This window comes from Flavobacterium praedii, assembly GCF_026810365.1.
In the GTDB taxonomy this organism is placed as follows: domain Bacteria; phylum Bacteroidota; class Bacteroidia; order Flavobacteriales; family Flavobacteriaceae; genus Flavobacterium; species Flavobacterium praedii.
Window position 1 is genome coordinate 1498629 of sequence record NZ_CP113948.1, and the last position, 19325, is coordinate 1517953.

Sequence of the window (19325 nt, forward strand, 5' to 3'; positions counted from 1 at the left end):
TTTGAGGAAAACCGTAACCTACAATATTTTTATTAACTTTTTACTTTTTTTAAAAATCCATAGGATTAAATAAGTTATAATTATTATGCCCTATCAAAGATTGAATATAAAAGTCACTCCATAAAGGATGTGTAACTAGAGATTTAGCTCCATCATGATGTAAAATAATATAATTATTCTCTTGAAATTCCAATTTTGCGTTAAGTTTATTTTCAATTAATTTACTTAAATAGTCTTCAAAAAACGATAGCCAATATTCTTGACTATAATTCATCACAGATTCATTATCACTGCAAAGTCTAGCTAAATCTAAAGCATATCTCCAGTTGAGTAAATTATGATGATTTTGATTGTAATAATCTCTCAAGCAATCATAACAAGAAGAAAAACAGCTTATATGATCTTCTTTAATTAAACCTTGATAAATAACTCCATTAGAAAGTAGATTAGAAATAAAAACTTCATTTGCCTTATCCTTATCTGTTTCTCCATTTAAAAAATTTGTATATCCGGCACCGTTTTCGGCTGTTTCTACGATAAAAACTTCATGATTCCTTGATTGAGGAGAAATTCTGTAACCAATATTAAATTCATTACTTTCAATATCTAATGAATGGCAAATAGATTTTCTTATCAAGTAACCAAAAGAAAGGAAAATAGCTTTTTGAAAAACATCATTATTATTTAATTCTAATTGATTATTAACTTCATTGACAGAAAGGGTTAATACTCCTGTTTTTTTTGACGCTAACAACGCATAATTCTGCTCGTTTTCGACAATTTTATTTCTATCTTGAAGCAGTTCTTTAACAACCCATTCGTTAGAATTCTTTATGTTACCCATAAAGAAAAAATCACCATTATTGTCATTAATTTGATGTACTATGCCTTCATCCGGTATTATATTAGATGAAATTAATATGTTTTTTAAATTTACTTTTTTCTTTAAATCCGAGTTTGGATCTAAAGTGACTTCACCAGCTCTTGCATTGAATTCAAATCGACCATCAAAATCTTTTATATTACTATCGTACTCAACCAAATAACCTTTTGGTGTTATTGCGTTAATCTTGGTGACAATACCTTGGATACATTGTGTACATTTAAAATTATCTGGTAATTTAGTGTAAATTGTTTTGCAAATTGTACAGGTGTATATATCATTTTCACTAAGCCCTCTGCCATCGTGGGGAACTACACGACCATTTTTATTTTTATAATCAATCACCCCAATACTTTTTAGGACTACCTTATCTCTAACGATTTCACTTCCAGGAGCAAATTCAGAAATAGAAAGTCCCAAATTTCTTGACACGATATTAGTTGTGTTTAATTTATCAGGATATTTTGTGTATAAATTTCTTAATTGAGTAGGGAAACCGAACATTGGTAGCAAACCTGCATTTGCCAATTTTTCGCTTAAATCTTCATGTGGGAAATTCACTTTATCATCACACGCTTTATCAATGTTCTCAATAAGTTTTAAAACATGTTGGTCATATATTTTTTCTTCAGATTCTAACAATTTTGTTCCAATCTTGAATACTTTAATTATATCTAGAATTTCAGGTTTATTAGTTAAAATGTATTTATCAATAGCTGTCTTATTATTTTTCCAATCCCAATCTTTCCCAAAATTTCCATGAACACTTTTAGAATTAACTTCTAAAGTTGAAAAGGCTTTATTTAAAATTTCTTTATTTACAAATCTTAATAAAATTTGTTCTCTATTCATTTCCAAATAAGGATCTGATGGCGTTGATGACACCATTCTATGCGATTCATTGTAATGTGTTTGATCGTGTGAATTACCCTTAGCAATGGTTAAAGCAATGGAAACGGGGCTACCTCTACGACCTGCACGACCGACTCTTTGTTGGTAATTAAAACGTTGTGGAGGCACATTTCCCATCATTACAGCAGTAAGTGAACCAATGTCGATACCCGCTTCCATTGTTGTAGTTACACTTAACAAATCTATTTCTTCAACTAGATTATTTTCGGACTCCATCATTCTACCTTGGAATAATCTTTGGCGTCGTCTTCCTTCCGCTGGGTCTGTTTGACCTGATAACTCTTCACAATGCAATCTTCTAATTTTGAATTTGTCTTGTTTAATTATGTGTAAATAATAATTGTTTTCTAAAATTCTGTTTACATCTTCATCAATAGCTAATTCTAATGAAGTATTACAACAATTGGTACATGCATTTTGAAAATTTATTATTTGAATATTGCTGCATACTTTGCATTTATACGTTTTTTCTTTATCCGTTTTTAAGACAAAATTTAAATTTTTACCCGTTAGAATAAATTTATTGTTCTTATTTAGTTTGTTCTCACTTAAAATTTCAAGAAAATTTTCTTTGAAAGGATTTTTGTATCCAACAAAATCCAAACACTTTCTTGCATATTTCCACACCTTAAGTGGAATTGAATCCCCTGAATTTCTATTGTCAGTAGATTCAATTCTGTAAGATTCGCCTAATAACTTTATACAATTCAAAACGAATTCTTTGTCATAAGGTAAAACTCCATTTAAAATTGGGCTTATATAACCAATATTTAAAGCTTCGAAAGAGCGTCTATTCCCTGCTAAAAGGCCTATAATTATTTCATTTCTAAGCGATGATACCGTTTTATCATGTAGGTTTTGGTCGCTATATTGTTTGAAATAATTTACCTCAAAATCAGCTTGATTATGCCAGTTATCTTTATGGCTATCTAAAGATAAAGAGTCTTTTGGACCGCCAGGATTGGTTCCTGTATGCAAAATTTCATAGGCCGTTTTAGTAACCAAGTCGTCTAAAGATATCCCTATATTTTTATTGTTATTAATTTCTTTTTTTAATTCTTCCAAAATTAAAGGATCTTCATCGTCAAAATATGCGTCAATTTTATCATATAGATCGGAAATTTGGCTGTTGCCTTTTTTATACTCCCGCAACTCTTTCCGCTCTTCTTTTGAAATGCTTTCTTCTACATATTTAATCAACAAATCATAAACTTGTGAATTACTTTCAATTTTTGAGAGTAAAAATGAACGCACCATATCCTTATAATGATCCATTTCAATTCCAGCAGATAGTTTCGCTGCCGCTTGACGACTATCTGAAAACAAGACTAGTTTGGCATTCTTTTCGTCTTTCTCTGCTAATGTTCTAACTAAAATATCAGCCATCAATTGGTTTACTTTTTGCACCCCTGTATAGTGCCTATGAATTGGTGTTAGGGAATTTACATCAACTTTATCATCTCTTAGTTTTGCTCCACAACAAACGCAAATATTTGGATATGGTGACTTATATGAAGAATCCGGTCTAAATACCAAGGCATTGTTGTCTATTCTTTTATACAAATATTCACTACTCTGATAATCAATATTTATAAATTTCCAAGTTTCAAAATCTTTATTATTCTCTAAATCCTCAATACTAATTTTATCTTTTACATTATTATAAATCACTCTATTGACATATTTGTCTTTATCAATAGAAAAGTTTTGCAACATCTGAAATGTTGATTTTACTTCTTGATTTTCTTTCTTAATCCATGAGTTTAAATAAATCTCACCACATTGACGGCAGTTTAGTAATTCTAAAATGACAGAACCACATTGACATTTATTTTGTGGTCTTTTGTATAATTTACCAATATTTCTACCTTCAAATTTAAAATCATGATCTACCTCTGAACAAAATGGATTAGAACAAGCCCATAATCCATCCACATTTCTAAAGAACAAATGTGCTCGTAGTGGTTGCAAAGTGTTTCCTTTTTCATCTTTTAGATCTGTTAAAAGATATAAAATGTTTTCAAAAGCTCCTATAGCTTCCTCGTTTGTATTTTTAGGAAAAATTAGATTGGCAACTTCATTTGCCTCTTTTGGTTTCTTTAAATAAAATCTTAAAGTGTTTAATAAATTATGTTGCTGAAATATTGATTGAATTTCTTCTTTTGAATATTCATTAATTTTTAGAAAATCATTTGCATTTAAAGCAATTGGGATCTCTTTTACTTCATTTATATTTTCATCTTTTATTATAGAAAACTTTTCATTGATTTCTATATCAGTTAACCCAAAAAAACCGGCAATGAATTTCTTCACTCTTTCGCTTTCTTGCATAGATGCACTCGAACAAAGAAATTGTAATTGTTTAGAATTTGGTTTTAAACCTAATCTATTTAATAATAATCTAAGTAAATAAGCTACTTCTGTTCCGCTAGTACCACGATACGAGTGAAGTTCATCGATTACTAAATGAAAAATATTGTTTTCAGATTCTTCTAACCATTCTTTTGTTGATTCAAAAATATTATTCTCATCACTTCTCATCATCATAACATTTAGCATGCTATAATTGGTTATTAAAATGTCAGGTGGAGCGTCTTGAATTGACCAACGATCACATAATTCTATTTCAACATCCGTATTTGGAATATCATATAAATAGTCTTCATCAATATCATCGTTTTCTGAAACGAATTTTTTAATAGAATCCCATTCTTTTTTGATTTTTTTTAATTCTTCTTCATTTTTTTTAATAACGGCTTTCTTATCTCTATCACCAGAAGTAGGGGTTAATGAAGTGTACCTAGAGAATGTTATGTAATCTTTATTTAAGTTGCTATCAAACCAATTGACAACATTTTCTGAAGACAATGATTTTCTTAATCTACGCATTTGGTCTTCTGCAAGAGCATTTAATGGATATAAAATTAATCCTCTTAAAGCTGCAGAAGAAGGTTTTCCAGAATTTGTATTTTTAATTTTTTCGCTTATGATATCATACATTAATGGAAATAAAAAACATTCTGTTTTTCCAGAACCAGTACCAGTAGTAACAATAATGTTTTTTCTATTTACAACTGCTTCTTTAATTGACTGAAACTGATGAGAATACAATTTACTTTCCACAGAGCCTCTATTTACAAATAGACCATTGGAAGCAAACTCAGCAAATTTTTCGTTTAATGAGAGTTCCTTACAAATCTCATTTAATGACTTATATTCTTTATACTTTGGAGTAAACTCAATTATTGGATATTTTGTAATTGTATCACCCGTATTGAATAATTGGCTACGTTCATCTTCTAGCCTCTTATTACTAAAAAACAAACTCGTATCTATATATTTTTTATATGTTTCTCGTAATTCTCTCCAAGTGTTAAATACATTTTCCATTATTCTAAGGTGTAATTTAAATTAAGTATTTTACTTATTTTTAAAAATTGCTTTAATTCAATTCTAAACTGATTATTTACAGGAATATCACCCGTTTCCATTATATGATTCAGCAACATAATTTTATACAGATATGCTGGATAAGTGTAATATGATTTTAACTTTATTTCACCAGATAATTTGCTATACTTAAACAATGATTTATTGCCATTAATAAGTTTTAAAGTGTTTACTTTTTCATACTCATCGGGTTCAATTAAGAAGTATTTGTTTTTAAATAAAAACAAATACTTGAAGTAATTTCCATTATAGAGGTAACATTTGTATAGTTTATTGTTTTCTATAATATCATTACTTTTTTCCCATTTACGCTTTTCCGAATTGTACTTTTCTAATTTAGTTATTTGACCTAAATCATTATAAATAACTGGCTCCCAATTTTTTACAATTAATTTAACTGAATGCAATAGATCAATACTATCATTTAAAACAAAAACCATTTTATTTACATCATAATCAAGTATATTAATATTTGCGTCTTCAAAAATAGTTAAGCCTAAATATTGTTGTTTAATCAAATGATTGTTGCTTTTTAAAATCTCTTCAGGAAAATTTATCCCTATTGTGTAGTTGTGTTTTGTATTTGTAATTATTGAGGTATTCGATAATGAATATCTGTTTTTTTCCACTTTATCAATAATCCCAAGATTTAATAATTGAAATAGATAATGAAAATTTAACTTGTTATTTTCAAAATCCGAAATGTTATTTGAAAGCAATCTTTTTATTCGATCAAATGATAAGCTCTTTTCGCCAATATTATAATTGTAAACGAATATGTTATATAACAGCCCAACCATTACATAAAATAATTGTCTGAATAATCAGGATATTGATTGTTTACTTCAAGTTTAGCTAAATTTAAACCTACTTCAGCATTAATTTTTTGATATGAATAATCTAAAGTATGTGGTAAAAAAGCCCATTTTTTAAATGTGGATTTGTTTATAGGAAGTCCAAAATCATCAATCTCAGAATCAACAGCTATAAGAATAACAATTAGATTATCAGGCCAATTGTTTTCGGTTCCAGGTATTTTAGTCCTTATCTTATTTCTAATATCTAAAATTGGTTTACCATAGCATTCAAAACTAGCCACATTGAAGTCTTGCAAAATGAAAAAATGCAGTATTTCTTTATTTGCGATTGCTCTTTGACAAATTATACTAAATCCATTTTCTTCAAGATATTTATATTTTAACCAATCTGCATCTGCATTTTGAATCATTATTTCATAACTTCCTAAATGTTGAATTGAATTAAGAGTTAATTCAATTGAACTTCCAATTAAAAAGCGATTTTCTTTTAATATGTATAGCGTATCTTTTATTTCCGCTTTTGACGAAATTTTAGATTCCAACTCATTATAAAAATCATCTAAGTCAATAATTGACGATGAATTATTTGATGAAATAATTTCATAATAATTTTTAACAAATTCATTTTTAACTCCTACACTGCCATTATTTATTCCTGCAGCTAACTGAATAGAAAGAATTAAATCCTCTTTTTTATTTGTAATATTTTCAAGTTCCTTAACTAAACTTTCTTGCTGACTTTTTATTTTTTCTAATTCTGCGTGTTTTTCATTTAATTCTAATAAGACTTTGTTTTTACTAACTTCTTTTATTTGAATATTCTTTTCAATTTCTTTCAAAGTTTCTTCTTCAAATCTTTCTTTATTTTCGATAATAATTTTATTGACTAATAAACCCCATTCATCCTGTTTATAGCTTATTTTTTTGAGTTCTTCATATGATAATTTTAAATCTGATAAATATTCTGAAGCTCGTTCTAATCTAACGTGATCCAAACTTGAATTCCCTCTATTAAGCGATTTTATATTATCATACGTTTTAGTTATCATATTGATCTCAGCTCTATCAATAGATAATTGACTTTTTAAAAAACCCATTAATTGATCAACTGTCATACAATCCATTACATCAATTTTAATTTGAGGTTCTTCTAATAAATAACTGAATTTAAAATTTTCAACCTGTATTAAATTTTCAATATCATATTGAAATGAATGAACAAACGTATCTTTTTTGGGTTGAATTTTTCCATTAGTTGTCTTAAATGGACCAAATATCTTTTCATTATCACAAAAATAAAAATTACCAAGTTCCTCTTTAAGATAATCCTTCGATTCAAAATAATTATTTAGTTCTTCTAGATTGATATAATTCGTTTTTAAATAATCGCTAGGAACATCTATGATAAGACTTCCAGTTTTTTTTATAGATTTTAAATGAACATAATAATTTCTTCCTTCAACTATTTCTGAATTAATGTTTCCTGGAATAATTTCAACTAATTGATTAATTGCACCATCTGTCAAAAATTTGAAAATTTTATCTGAAAAAATTTTCGAATCAGTTTTAAAATAATCTTTAATAGTTTCTTCGTCATTAATAAAATCTTTATCTCTTACAAAAGCAACAACTTTACAATTGCCACCTTCTCCAAGACCAAATTGATTTCTATCTAAAATTATCGAGTAAATCTTTTTAATACTTTCCATTCCTGCTGTTTTCTATTGCTTTAAATAATTGACTATCCGAATTAATTCTAATACCATTAATAGTTTTAATCCAATTTTTTATCGTTAGTGTTTCGATCATGACATTATCTTTATACTTCAATAGTAAGCCACTAATACAACCAGTTTCTTCATTTTTATAGTCTAAAGAAGAAAATTCTAATGAATTCGTTTTATCATTTATGGGATAATTTAAAAGAGGCAATTCAACTAATTCAAAGTTATAATTACTATAACCATTTATCCTTATTGTGTATTTTCCAACTCTATTCATCTCATTTATATCTATTATTTTTTTATTATAATAAATATTATAGCGAATATCTTCTTTCAAATGAATTTTAGGTGGATTATTGACAAAATACTTTTTCTCACCAGACACTTTAAATCCCTTTAATTCAATTGGATAATCGCTAATTACTTTATTTTTTAAAAAATCGGGTAAATTGTCTGAATTTTTTATTTTAAAAATTAAAACATTATGTTTCTGGTTCTCATAATCTAAAGGTAAAAAGACACTATTTGATGCTCTTATCTCCTTTTGATTAGCAGCGGATTGATATATTAATAATATGTTATTATCGTTTAAAGAAATAGAGTTAACCGACTCAAATTCATTAGGATAATTTTTATTTTCTTTAAAAATCATGAACCTTTTATTTCTGACTAAAGAATTTAGGCTGTCCAAAATATTATAATATTCATCATATAACAACAATTCACTTGGACTAAATTTAATAATGTAGTTTTCGTTTGAAATACTATTATTAAAACTCAAAATTTCATTTTTAATCATCCAATCATCTGAACAATAAAAATCAAAAATTTGTTTTAATTTTATTTTTAGTTCAATTTCTGACCATTGATTATCATTTTTTGTATTGTTTTCTCTACGAAAATTATTTCTGAAATTTGATATTTCATTAAGATAATATTTCTTAAAGTCTTCAAAAGAAATAGATTCAAACCCGTTATTAATTACAGTAAAAAAAGAACTATATTCTTTTAAATCCTCATGATTCAATACAATTTGTGATTTAGGGAATTGTGTGAATCTTCCAGCATATCTTGTTATTTCAGGTAAGATAATTTTAATGCTCTTATTTTTAAAAAATGCACGAGCACTTAACCAAATTTTTTCTTGAACTTTAAATTCAAAATCAAAATCTTCAGAAAAAAAGGAATTTAATTCATTAGCATCTATAACACCTATCAAACCTGCAAAACGGACTTTAAAATTAGCAGCCGTTATACCGTTCTGATTTTGCATTTTGAATGCAGCTAAACATTGCAAAGCAACTAAACCAAAATATTGAGGAATACCTTCTTTTTCTTTTAATAGATAAGACCAGCTTTTGCAATTAATTTCTTTAAAATCATATAATTTTATATTATATTCAGCAACAAACCCATCAATCTCACTTATTGGAATTGACAAAGAATTTATTTGATTAGGAATACAATTATTGATGTAATAGTAATAAACCCAGAGATTAAACTTGCTATATGATGTCATTTAAACTTGTAAGAAAAAGTGTTTTTGTAAATATAAATAAATGAACTGGAAAAAAAATGCGGAAAACCGTAAAAGGAAGAATAATAGTGTAAAAAAGTAAAAATAAATGTAGGGTGTAGGGTGTAAGGAAAAAACGGGTAAAACATTTTTTATTTTTTAGGAATAAAAAAAACTGATTAATATGGCTGTATTGGCGCAAACTAATCCGACTACTTTACCAAAATGCGTTGCTATGGTCTTATGTTGCCTGAAAGTATGAAAAGATGAAAAATAAAAAATGTTTGTATTGAAATTTGGTTACACCCCTTACACCCTTTTTTTAGAAGGCAGGTTTTTGGGAGTAGATTGCAGAAAAAAAGTGGAAACTTTTGATTTCCACTCTGTTTAAAATTTAGTTTTCTGTTTCGGATTTTTTGTTTGTTTCATCTACTTCTTCATAGGAAAACTCTTTTAGAGCATACACTGGACTGCCTTTTCTCATTAGCCTTACAAAGTTGTGTTTCTTTAATGCTTTGCCAATTTTATTTATTGTTCCATCATTCAAGTTGATCTTTGCCCTTTCAGCTAATTTAGCACCAATTTGTGAGGCATTTAGAAACAATGAGGCATTTTCTCTTTCGCAAGGTTCAAACCACGTTAAAAGCAATTCTTCCTCTGGGCTGTGCAGTTGATATTGTTCGTTATTCTCGGTGATAGATTTTATTTCTTCCTGGTCAAACCAAAACCTAAAACCACTTTTGAAAAGAAACAAAGCTTGTGAAAACGCAAGGTTAATATCTACATCGTGTTGGTATTGAATTCCTTCCAATTCAAAACAAAGAAATCTTCTACTTCCTGTACTATCGTTTAAAAACTGGGCTGTGTTGACACTTCCGGCAAACGATGCCCTTCTAGGCATTGTTTCGTTGTTGTGTCCATAAGCTTTTCGCATTCTGATTTGGGTTTTTGTGATGATTTCTTTGAGTGATCCAATTTCGGAACGATTTAGATTCTCGAGTTCGTCCAGATTAATCAACATACATTCCGCCAGTTGTACCAAAGTATCTTTGTTGTTTGGGTTTATGGTTCCGGAAAATAAATACTCTTTCAATTGTTTTGGAACCAATCTTTCAACCCAAGTTGTTTTTCCCAATCCTTGTTTGCCACTGAATACAATGACTGTATGATTGATTACCTTTTCATCTAACACACAACCGACCATAGCGACTAACCATTTTTTGAAACATTGTTGCCATAGTTCCTGCTTTGTGGTCGTGATTGTGTTGGCTAATTCAGTAATGTAATCGGTTTTTTCGTCATAAGTTGGTAAGTTGAAAAAGTAATCTTCAAATGGATTGAAGAGCTGACAGAAATCAGAATAAAGCAAATTTCTTAATGAAGATAAATTGGTTTTAATTCGACCTTTCAAACATTCTCGAAGCATTGAGTTTTCGATGAAGTCATTCATTACGTTCCATTTCTTTTTTCCAAAATATTGAAACTCTAATTTTCCAGAAACAATGTTGTGTCGGAAGATGTATCTTTCTGATAAAAAAATTTCTAAACGATCTATTTGAGTTCTTTTTGGTTTGTCTTCGTCGTCTTCATCCTCTTCGGTTGTTGTTGGTTTTGGGTTGGTAGTTGTCGGTTTCTTTTGTTTTTGGATATTTTCGTTTTTAGCGAATTCGTGTAAATTACCATAGGCACTTTTGACCGCTTGAGTTACTTCTTTTTCGTCATAATTAAAATCCGTCTGTATGAAACTTAAAGCAGCTTCCATTGGAACTGCTTTTCGATTCATATTACAGGCTAATTGATGCACAAAAACATTACGACTACCATTCACATATTGCACTTTTTTTTCAGTGAATTTTATGCAGTGATGATAAATTTGTTCCAAGTTTAAAGTTTGAGGTTTCAAGTTGGTTGTCATGGCTGTTTCGGCTGCATCTAAAGGCATCTCGACTGCGCTCGATGTGACAAAGGTTTTAGCGTGTTCATTTAGATAAAGATTTTCATCTGAAGAATAAAAACACAATCGGGTTACATCTTTCCCCGATTTGTCTATTTCTAGTTTTAGCAGATTTTCATAATAAGCCTGTACCAAAAGAAAAGTTTCTTTGTGATTGACTTTATCAGAATTGACTTTGACTAGAATTTTTAATCCGTTTCCAGATGGGCTGATAAAACTGGCATAAGTGAACTCAGATTGATTGGCCAGATGCGAAGCGTTTTTCAAATCGGCTGCACTTAATTTGTCAATGTCCAAAATAATATAATTGGAATATTCGGCCAATAAATCGACTTTTCTACCGTCAATAAATTTCCCTGAAGGGGTGAATGCCGGGAGTGATTTTTTGGCTTTTTCGTAGGCTTCCATTTTATTTTCTGAAAGGGACTTTCGGAGATACACGATCGCGTGTCTGTATCTTCCCGTTTTGATTTCCTGAAGGATTTCGGGAATGGATTTGTGTTCTATGACTTCGTTGAAGTTCTTGAATATGGTTACCATAAGTTAGTGATTGGTGAAAAGTGAGTAGTGAAAAGTTAATCCCATTTTGCGGGGCTTGCAGTCGCAAGCCTCGCAAGTTCCGTTGCAGCTGTTCATTTTATTTGACTTTGAATGATTTGTTGTAATGCTCGGTAAGTAGTTTTTCAACGTCGGACAATTTGTAGTAGATTTTGTTTCCCACTTGGCTGAATGAAATTTTACCTTCGTCTCTCCAGGTTTGTGCAGTGCGTTTTGAGATTTTCATCAGTAAAAGGAATTCCTGATTGTCCAGGAAGGTTTCCTTTTTTGGATCTGCCTTTGTGGAGATTTGACTTTGGATCGTTTCCAATTTTGTCATTAGTTCTGTGAACTGGTCTTTTGTGAAGATAATTGCTTCCATAATAAAATGTTTTAAATTGTTATGGGGCAAATGTGAGAAGAGTAAAAAAGTCTTTTAGTCCCAAAATAGTCCCGCGGGACTATTTTGTTTTAGAGCATCTTGTCTATGTCTATTCTTTTGTGGGGTTTCGGACGTTTATCGCCTCTTGATGGTTTCAGTATAGTTTCGACGGTTAGGGGACTTATTTCGTTTCCGTCTTTATCAACGAATGTATTTACAATCCATGAGATCAAATCATTTGTATTTCCATCAATATAGGATTTTCCATCAACGAACAATTCCCGATGCAATTGGTAAAATACATCCACTAACTGATTTATATTTCCATTGAATTGCATTTTATTGAATTGTAAATAATTAGAATTTACAATTGGTTTTCCAGATTCAAAATCAGTTTTTAGTTTTTGCAAAGCATAAATTTGTTTTATCTCTTTGCGGCATTGATCATCATAAAACGGAATTTTTTGATTGATAAAATCAATATTGGTTTGTTGGTATTCAAATTGCTCCTTGGTCAAAATGATTATTTTTTCATTGTCACAAGGGATAATTGCCAGTTGTTTTTTAAGTTCATAAAACGAAAAATGACGATCCTCATTTTCGGCATTGATGTATTTTTTTGGGATACACTGCTTTGTGTTTGGAACTCTCGAAGATTGCAATTCCAATTGTTTTTTTTCAATTAAATGAAAGATTTTGTTGCATCTGAATAAAGCCTTTTTGGAATTGAAAAGCTCCTCGTTTCTGCAAATCAGTTTTTCTAATTTGTTCAACCATTTGCAAGGTTCATCAAGAAGATTGATTTGGTAATTTATGAAATCTGAATAATTGGAAAGCGGTAATTCAAAAAACTTATTCAATAAACCATTGCAATAGTTCTGAGTAGTTATGGTTTCATCAAGAATAATATCAAATTGTGAATTGGTAGATTTTGAGGTTTTTGCAACTACCATTTCTACGAATGAAACTGTTAAAACTGTATACTCCATATATTACAAGCGAATTAATTATTTTATAATTTTTAACGTTTTTTGAAATTCGAAATTTAATCTCTCTCACTTTCTCTTACAAAACATAATCTTCTTGTTTTCAAGTAGCTTGCCGCTTTATTTTAAATGCGTTTCATACAAAAATCCTTCATTCGTTTGCGCTAAATTATATATAACTGAAAAATAGCATCAAAATGATTTCATAAACTTTTACTAATTATTTCATAAGATTTTAACTACTCTAATCGAGTGCTTGATTTTATTGGGATTACAGTTATTTCTTATATTGAAATTGACTTGTTTTAAAAAATATAATTGTCAACGGCTTTGTCTAATTCTTCGCTAATGATTTTGGCGTAAATCTGTGTGGTACTGATGTTGGTGTGGTCCATTAATTTGGAAACGTGCTCTATTCTCATACCATTATTTAAAGCATTTGTCGCAAAACTGTGTCTTGATAAATGGAATGAAAGCGTAAAAGGCAGCTCCATTGTTGTACCCATTCGGTTGAGTTGGAAATTGGCAGAATGATTTTCTTTTTGTGATAAAAAATAACGCGCTTCTTCGTTCTGATTGTATGTTTTTTTATCAGTGATAATCGGGAAAATAAAATCATCTGGCTCAGCATCTTTTTTCATGTATTTATTCAAAATATCAATCGCCACTTTGCCTATTTTAAACTGATGCAATCTTCCCGTTTTGCGAATTACTTTTCTTATTCTTTGTTCTTCAATGCTATAATTCGAATATTGCAGCTCGATAACATCGCTAAAACGTAATCCTCCGGCGTAAATTGAGAAAAGAAACAAATCTCTCCACAAATCGGCTTTCTTGCCTTCTTTTAGATCTAAATCGGTTAATTTTTGGATTTGGTCTTTGTTTAGGAATACTCTTTTTTGAGTATCTTTTTTCAAGGACAGTTTACTAAACGGATACATATATTCTGGAATTATGTCTTCCCGGATTGCTTCCTTGAACATTATGGACAAAATCATAATTGAAAAGTGTCGTGTCGTTCCTCCATTTTTCAAATCAGTTCCCATATAAGCTACATAATCTTTGAGAACCGTTACGGTAATATCATCAAAATACAAATCACGATTCCCTATATATTTTTCAAATTTTTTGATGTATTGTGTGTAGCTTTTATAAGTAGAATAAGAAATATCGCTTTTTATTTTTTCACAACGTGCATAAGCATAATCAAAAAAGTTTGCCACTGATTTACCCTTAATGGCTTCTTTTAACTTCTTGATGGAAACCGTTTTTACTTTTCGTTCCATATCGGCAACCTGACCTTCAGCATTGGCAATCTTTTGAGATAATGCAGCGTTCATCCTTGCGCTGTTGGAATGGTTTTTCTTTACTTTCTGCTTTACTTCATCCCACTCGTTTTCTTTCAGCTTTACTCCCGCAGTGATAAATTTCGTTTTTCGGTCTTTTATAATTCGGATGTACAATGGGCTGTGTCCTGTTTGGTCTGCCTGTTGTGTTCTTAAAATTAGTTTAACTGATGCCATACAATTAGGATTTTAGAAATGTTGTACTATATTTGTAAAGTAATGCAAAAGAGTGAAAGTGTTGTAAATACAAGGTTTTCAATCGGGTGCATCGTGATACGAAGGTACAACAATGGGTACAACAATACAAGTATTTCGTTGCTTTTTGATGCATTATTTTGAACTTAAAATTTTAATAAAGTCAATAAATACGGTACTTTAAGTGCAATTTGGAACTGACGATTATAAAATGAAGATAACACACGCTACAAGCAAGCTGGGCAATGGGCTTAATTTGAAGATAGTTTGTGTTTGATACATTTGTTTTTAACCGAAAGAATACGCATCTTTAATCCCAGCCTGCGTGTAGCGCGGGAACGTTATAGGGCAGTTGAGCCGAAATTACGCAGACAAATCCAATTTGAAATTAACAGTTGTTTCCGCCGAATGTTTTCAAAGCAGAAGCGTGAAAATTGGAAGCGCTAACAAACGTTGGAAAATCGGATTCTAACGACAAGCAAATGAAAAACTGATGTGTGAAAATCGAACTTTGCCAACAGAAGCGTGAAAAGCAGAAGCGTGAAAAGTAGAACTTGCCAAGAGAAACTTGAAAAGCAGACTTTAAAGAAAGTGAACAGGAGAAGCAAACCTATAATTGGGACTCTCCTACTCTAACGGGAAAAAGTGTGAAAGCTTGAACTGGCCAACAGAAGCGTGAAAAATTTGCGGTTTAATAGTAATTTCGACTAAACAACCGCCCTATAACACACGCTACAAGCAATTTGGGGATTAGGCTTAATTTGAAATTGGTTTTGTATTTGGAAGATTTGGCAAATCCGAATAATGAGCTTAATTTAGTCCCAAACTGCTTGTAGCGCGGGAACGTTACTGGCTAGTCGCGAAATAAGAAGGAAAATTTCGATAAAAACAGCTTTTATAATTCTATTATGATGACAAGAAATAGTCGTTCGGAAACTTGATAAATTTGAATTTTAAAGTCTGAAAAACTTGAACTTGAACTTGAACTTGAGTTTCGAAGCTTCTAAACTGAATCTGATAAGCGAAGCGTGAATTTCGAACTTGAGTTTCGAAGTTTCTAAACTGAATCTGAAAACATAATCTGAATTTCTAACTTGAGTTTCGGAGTTTCTAAACTGAAAAGTAGAAGTTTAAGGTTGGATTTTTTTTAAATTAAAAATGGGTTTTTACCAAAAAAACAAGAATGAAATTAATGCCGAATTGGGATTTAAAATTGCCAATATTAGGCTGAAAATCGAATATAAAATGGAATAAAATTAGCTGAGATTAAGGCTAGAATTGGGTTTTGTGCCAGCTGAAAATTGGAATAGAATCGGGTTTTAATTGGAACATCAGCTAGAAACAACCAGCCAGTAACACACGCTACAAGCAATTTGGGTATTTGGCTTAATTTAAAATTGGTTTTGTATTTGGAAGATTTGGCAAATCCGAAAAATGGGCTTAATTTAGTCCCAAACTGCTTTTAGCGCGGGGACGTTGGCGGTTATTTTCGCTCGACAAAATGAAATTTATAAAATGAAAAAATATCTAATCAAAATATGTTTATTATTTACTATTGCTTTGTTTTATAGTTGCTATGGAGTCAACGCAGAAACATCTGAAATTGGAGATGCATATTATACTTGTCGAGATAAAAATGCTTGGAATGAAATCTCAAATGAATTTTCTACAAATCAAATTAAAGACTCAACATTTTTAGAAGGACTAAAATATGTTGAAAATCATTTTTTGAAACCTGATTATATTATTTATTTTAAAAGTAATCCAAGGGAAATTGTGGGGATTTCAAATGAAGTAATAAGAGTTGCATTTAATCCTAAAATATTCAATGGTCCAATTGATGGTTTAACACCACAGTTGTCCGATAAAGAACAAGTTCGTATTAGAAATAGAGTTTTAAAACTATTGTATAAATATGAATGTCCGAAAGGTAAAAGGCAAATATTAAAAGCTTTGAAAGAACCAGCGATTTTTGGAAAAGAATATTACGAAAATAAATAAAAAACAACCGCCAACACACGCTACAAGCAATTTGGGTATTAGGCTTAATTTGAAATTAGTTTTGTATTTGGAAGATTTGGCAAATCCGAAAATAGGGCTTAATTTAGTCCCAAACTGCTTGTAGCGCGGGAACGTTATGCGATACTTGCCCAGAAAACCTAGAAAAAGACATCTATGAAAAATAAAATAATCTATTTAATGTTTTTACTAATTGGTAATTTTTCCTTTTCTCAAACAAATGAATTTTATAAAATTATATTTGAAAATGAAGAGAATTTTAGCATTATTAAAATCTTAAATGGTAAAATTCCTAAAAAATTTATTATAGTTGATTCAACAATTACATTTTATCCTAAAAGTTTTTGGCTAGATATAAATTTGAAAGATGAAAAAGTTTTAAAAGAAATTGAAGAAGACGAACATCATCCTTACAATAATGTTTACATATTTTCTACAAATAAATATGATAATTTATTTAATGACAATGAAAAGAAATATTTAAGCCAAGCTTGTCAAAATGTGAAGTCAAAAAAAATTAAAATATTAGAGAAAAAATATTTTACAGTTAATAATACTAAAAAAACAAAAGGCTTTTACTTTTTGATTAGCGAACCTATTTACACTTCAAATAATAAATTTGCTTTCATAGAAGTAGACATTAAATCCAAAGGCGTTTTTTTGGGAGAAAAGACAGATGACTATTTTGGAGTTTTAAAAATAATCTTTGAAAAAGGTGAAAATGGAATCTGGAAACAAATTGGAAATTATGAACATCTCGTATTATAGCATCGCATAACACACGCTACAAGCAATTTGGGGATTTGGCTTAATATGAAGTTGGTTTTGTTTCAGGAAGATTTGGCAAATCCGAATAATGGGCTTAATTTAGTCCCAAACTGCTTGTAGCGCGGGAACGTTAGTGGCAAGCTTGCCTAAAATGCGAAAAAATGGATGAAGAAATTCAAAATAAACTAAATAAATATTGCATCATCAATAGAAAATATCACCTTCTTGATGAAAAACAATTTTTATCAATGTTTTCTAATATCAAAATTGAACACTTAAAAAAAGCTTGGGAATATAGTTTTGTAGAAATTCAGAATAAAGAAATAATAACAAGTTATGTCGAATTACAAAAAAATAGAAAAAAAGAATTCTCAAATAGATTGCGAAAATTCAATTTTAATAGTTCTGACTTATATTTCTATCTAAACAGTGAATTTGATGTAAAGGAATTATTATTTGATGATGAACATTTCGAAAGACGTATAAGAAATGCATTAGCCAAAAGACATCAAATAATTATCAAAACAGAAATTAAAAAATTAAAAAGGCAAGAGAAATTAAGAGAAATTAAGGATAAAATAATATCAACAATAGCGATAACTTTCATCCCTATACTTATTTTTGCATTACTCTTTGTTTCAAGAATTAGAGATGGTTTTACTTCTGTTGATATTTTAACTGAACGAATATATGAACGTGAAATATATGAATTTGATGGTTCAATCTGCAGAGATGGAAAAATAAGTCATTCACAAGGAAGAGGAACTTGTTCTTGGCATAATGGTGTTTATCGAAAATTTCATAAAGGACAACATAAAAAATCAAAAAAAGAATCTAGAATAGAAGCACAAGAAAGGTCGTGGATTGAATAAAAAGCCTGCCACTAACACACGCTACAACGGATTTGGGCAATTGGCTTAATGGAAAGTTGGTCTTGTATTTGTGATGATTTGGCAAATCCGAATAATGGGCTTAATTTAGTCCCAAACCCGCTGTAGCGCGAGAACGTTGGTGGCAATAATCCAGAATGCGACGTCCTAAAATAGGTTGACTAAAAATTAAACACCTTTAGCAACCAATGGAAACACCCGAAAATCAGCCTGTCCGAAGAAGAAACGGCAAACAAGTAAGTTTTGAATACAAACTTTCTGTAATTCAACAAATCAACAATGGGCAAATTTCTTTAAATTACGCTTCTAAAAAATACGATATTTCTAAAAGCACAATCGAATACTGGATGAAGAAACTAACCAATTACGAGCAAACCAATAAATCTATTAGTAAAGACGATGAAATTCGTATGCTAAAAAGTAAAATAGAAGATTTAGAAGGAATTAAAGCATTTCAACAAGAGGTAATCATTGAATTTGAGTCCGTTACTGGGGAGGAACTTTCAAAAAAGTACTTGCCCGATTGGTTAGCAAACGAAATTCAGAAAAAGAAGAAAAAGCTTTTAAAATAAAATGGATTTACGAATCAATCGGGATAAGTAAACAAGCTTATTATCAAAGAATTGAATCCTATAAAATCAAAGAAATACGCAATAACACTGTAATCGATTTTGTATTGGAAATACGCGAAAGAATGCCAGGAACAGGAACAAGAAAACTCTTAGATCACTTAAAAGAAAAGCTTGTTCAAAACAACATAAAAATGGGAGGGGATGCGCTTTTTGACTTGCTCAGAGTTAGTGGATTATTCATCAAGAGAACCAAACGTTTTCATATCACAACCGACTCTAAACACTTCTATTACAAGTCTCCTAACAACAATTGTTCCAGAAAAATAGCTTGCGAGTTACTAATGTATTTTACTTAAAGTCATGATTTCTATCA

At 30.0% G+C, this 19325-nt stretch carries 13 protein-coding genes; 5 read left to right on the top strand and 8 right to left on the bottom strand.

What is annotated here, in order from left to right; genetic code table 11:
• Nucleotides 1–49 precede the first annotated feature (49 nt).
• From OYT91_RS06380 to OYT91_RS06415, 8 genes are all read right to left on the bottom strand, one after another.
• Nucleotides 50–5185 carry a DEAD/DEAH box helicase gene (locus tag OYT91_RS06380; protein WP_281239974.1) on the bottom strand — a complete coding sequence of 1712 codons (5136 nt, stop codon included), beginning with the start codon at nt 5183–5185 and terminating at the stop codon, nt 50–52.
• Nucleotides 5185–5964 carry a hypothetical protein gene (locus OYT91_RS06385; protein ID WP_281239975.1) on the bottom strand — a complete coding sequence of 260 codons (780 nt, stop codon included), beginning with the start codon at nt 5962–5964 and terminating at the stop codon, nt 5185–5187. The genes OYT91_RS06380 and OYT91_RS06385 overlap by 1 nt, the downstream gene beginning before the upstream one ends.
• 80 nt (nt 5965–6044) lie before the next feature.
• A complete protein-coding gene (locus OYT91_RS06390) occupies nt 6045–7772 on the bottom strand; it encodes a hypothetical protein (protein ID WP_281239976.1) in 1728 nt (575 codons plus the stop codon).
• On the bottom strand, nt 7759–9228 hold the full coding sequence (locus OYT91_RS06395; protein ID WP_281239977.1) for a hypothetical protein: 1470 nt from the start codon (nt 9226–9228) through the stop codon (nt 7759–7761). The genes OYT91_RS06390 and OYT91_RS06395 overlap by 14 nt, the downstream gene beginning before the upstream one ends.
• A 469-nt stretch (nt 9229–9697) precedes the next feature.
• Entirely contained in the window at nt 9698–11797 is a 2100-nt protein-coding gene (locus OYT91_RS06400; protein ID WP_281239978.1) for a VapE domain-containing protein, read from the bottom strand.
• A gap of 97 nt (nt 11798–11894) precedes the next feature.
• A complete protein-coding gene (locus tag OYT91_RS06405) occupies nt 11895–12176 on the bottom strand; it encodes a helix-turn-helix domain-containing protein (RefSeq protein WP_281239979.1) in 282 nt (93 codons plus the stop codon).
• Between the two features lie 89 nt (nt 12177–12265).
• Nucleotides 12266–13165: a hypothetical protein gene (locus tag OYT91_RS06410; RefSeq protein WP_281239980.1), complete on the bottom strand. Its 900-nt coding sequence runs from the start codon at nt 13163–13165 to the stop codon at nt 12266–12268.
• A 302-nt stretch (nt 13166–13467) separates the two neighbouring features.
• Nucleotides 13468–14685 (bottom strand): site-specific integrase, encoded by a 1218-nt coding sequence (locus OYT91_RS06415; protein ID WP_281239981.1) that lies wholly within the window; start codon nt 14683–14685, stop codon nt 13468–13470.
• Between the two features lie 1533 nt (nt 14686–16218).
• Here OYT91_RS06415 and OYT91_RS06420 point away from each other — a divergent pair.
• The 5 genes from OYT91_RS06420 (at nt 16219) to OYT91_RS06440 (ending at nt 19308) form a co-directional block, all read left to right on the top strand.
• Complete coding sequence (locus OYT91_RS06420) at nt 16219–16704, top strand: hypothetical protein (protein ID WP_281239927.1); 486 nt, start codon at nt 16219–16221, stop codon at nt 16702–16704.
• A 174-nt stretch (nt 16705–16878) separates the two neighbouring features.
• Complete coding sequence (locus OYT91_RS06425) at nt 16879–17490, top strand: hypothetical protein (protein ID WP_281239925.1); 612 nt, start codon at nt 16879–16881, stop codon at nt 17488–17490.
• A 161-nt stretch (nt 17491–17651) separates the two neighbouring features.
• Nucleotides 17652–18362: a DUF3761 domain-containing protein gene (locus tag OYT91_RS06430; protein ID WP_281239926.1), complete on the top strand. Its 711-nt coding sequence runs from the start codon at nt 17652–17654 to the stop codon at nt 18360–18362.
• A gap of 206 nt (nt 18363–18568) precedes the next feature.
• Entirely contained in the window at nt 18569–18952 is a 384-nt protein-coding gene (locus OYT91_RS06435; RefSeq protein ID WP_269222574.1) for a helix-turn-helix domain-containing protein, read from the top strand.
• Complete coding sequence (locus tag OYT91_RS06440) at nt 18904–19308, top strand: hypothetical protein (protein ID WP_281239982.1); 405 nt, start codon at nt 18904–18906, stop codon at nt 19306–19308. The genes OYT91_RS06435 and OYT91_RS06440 overlap by 49 nt, the downstream gene beginning before the upstream one ends.
• Nucleotides 19309–19325: the final 17 nt, after the last annotated feature.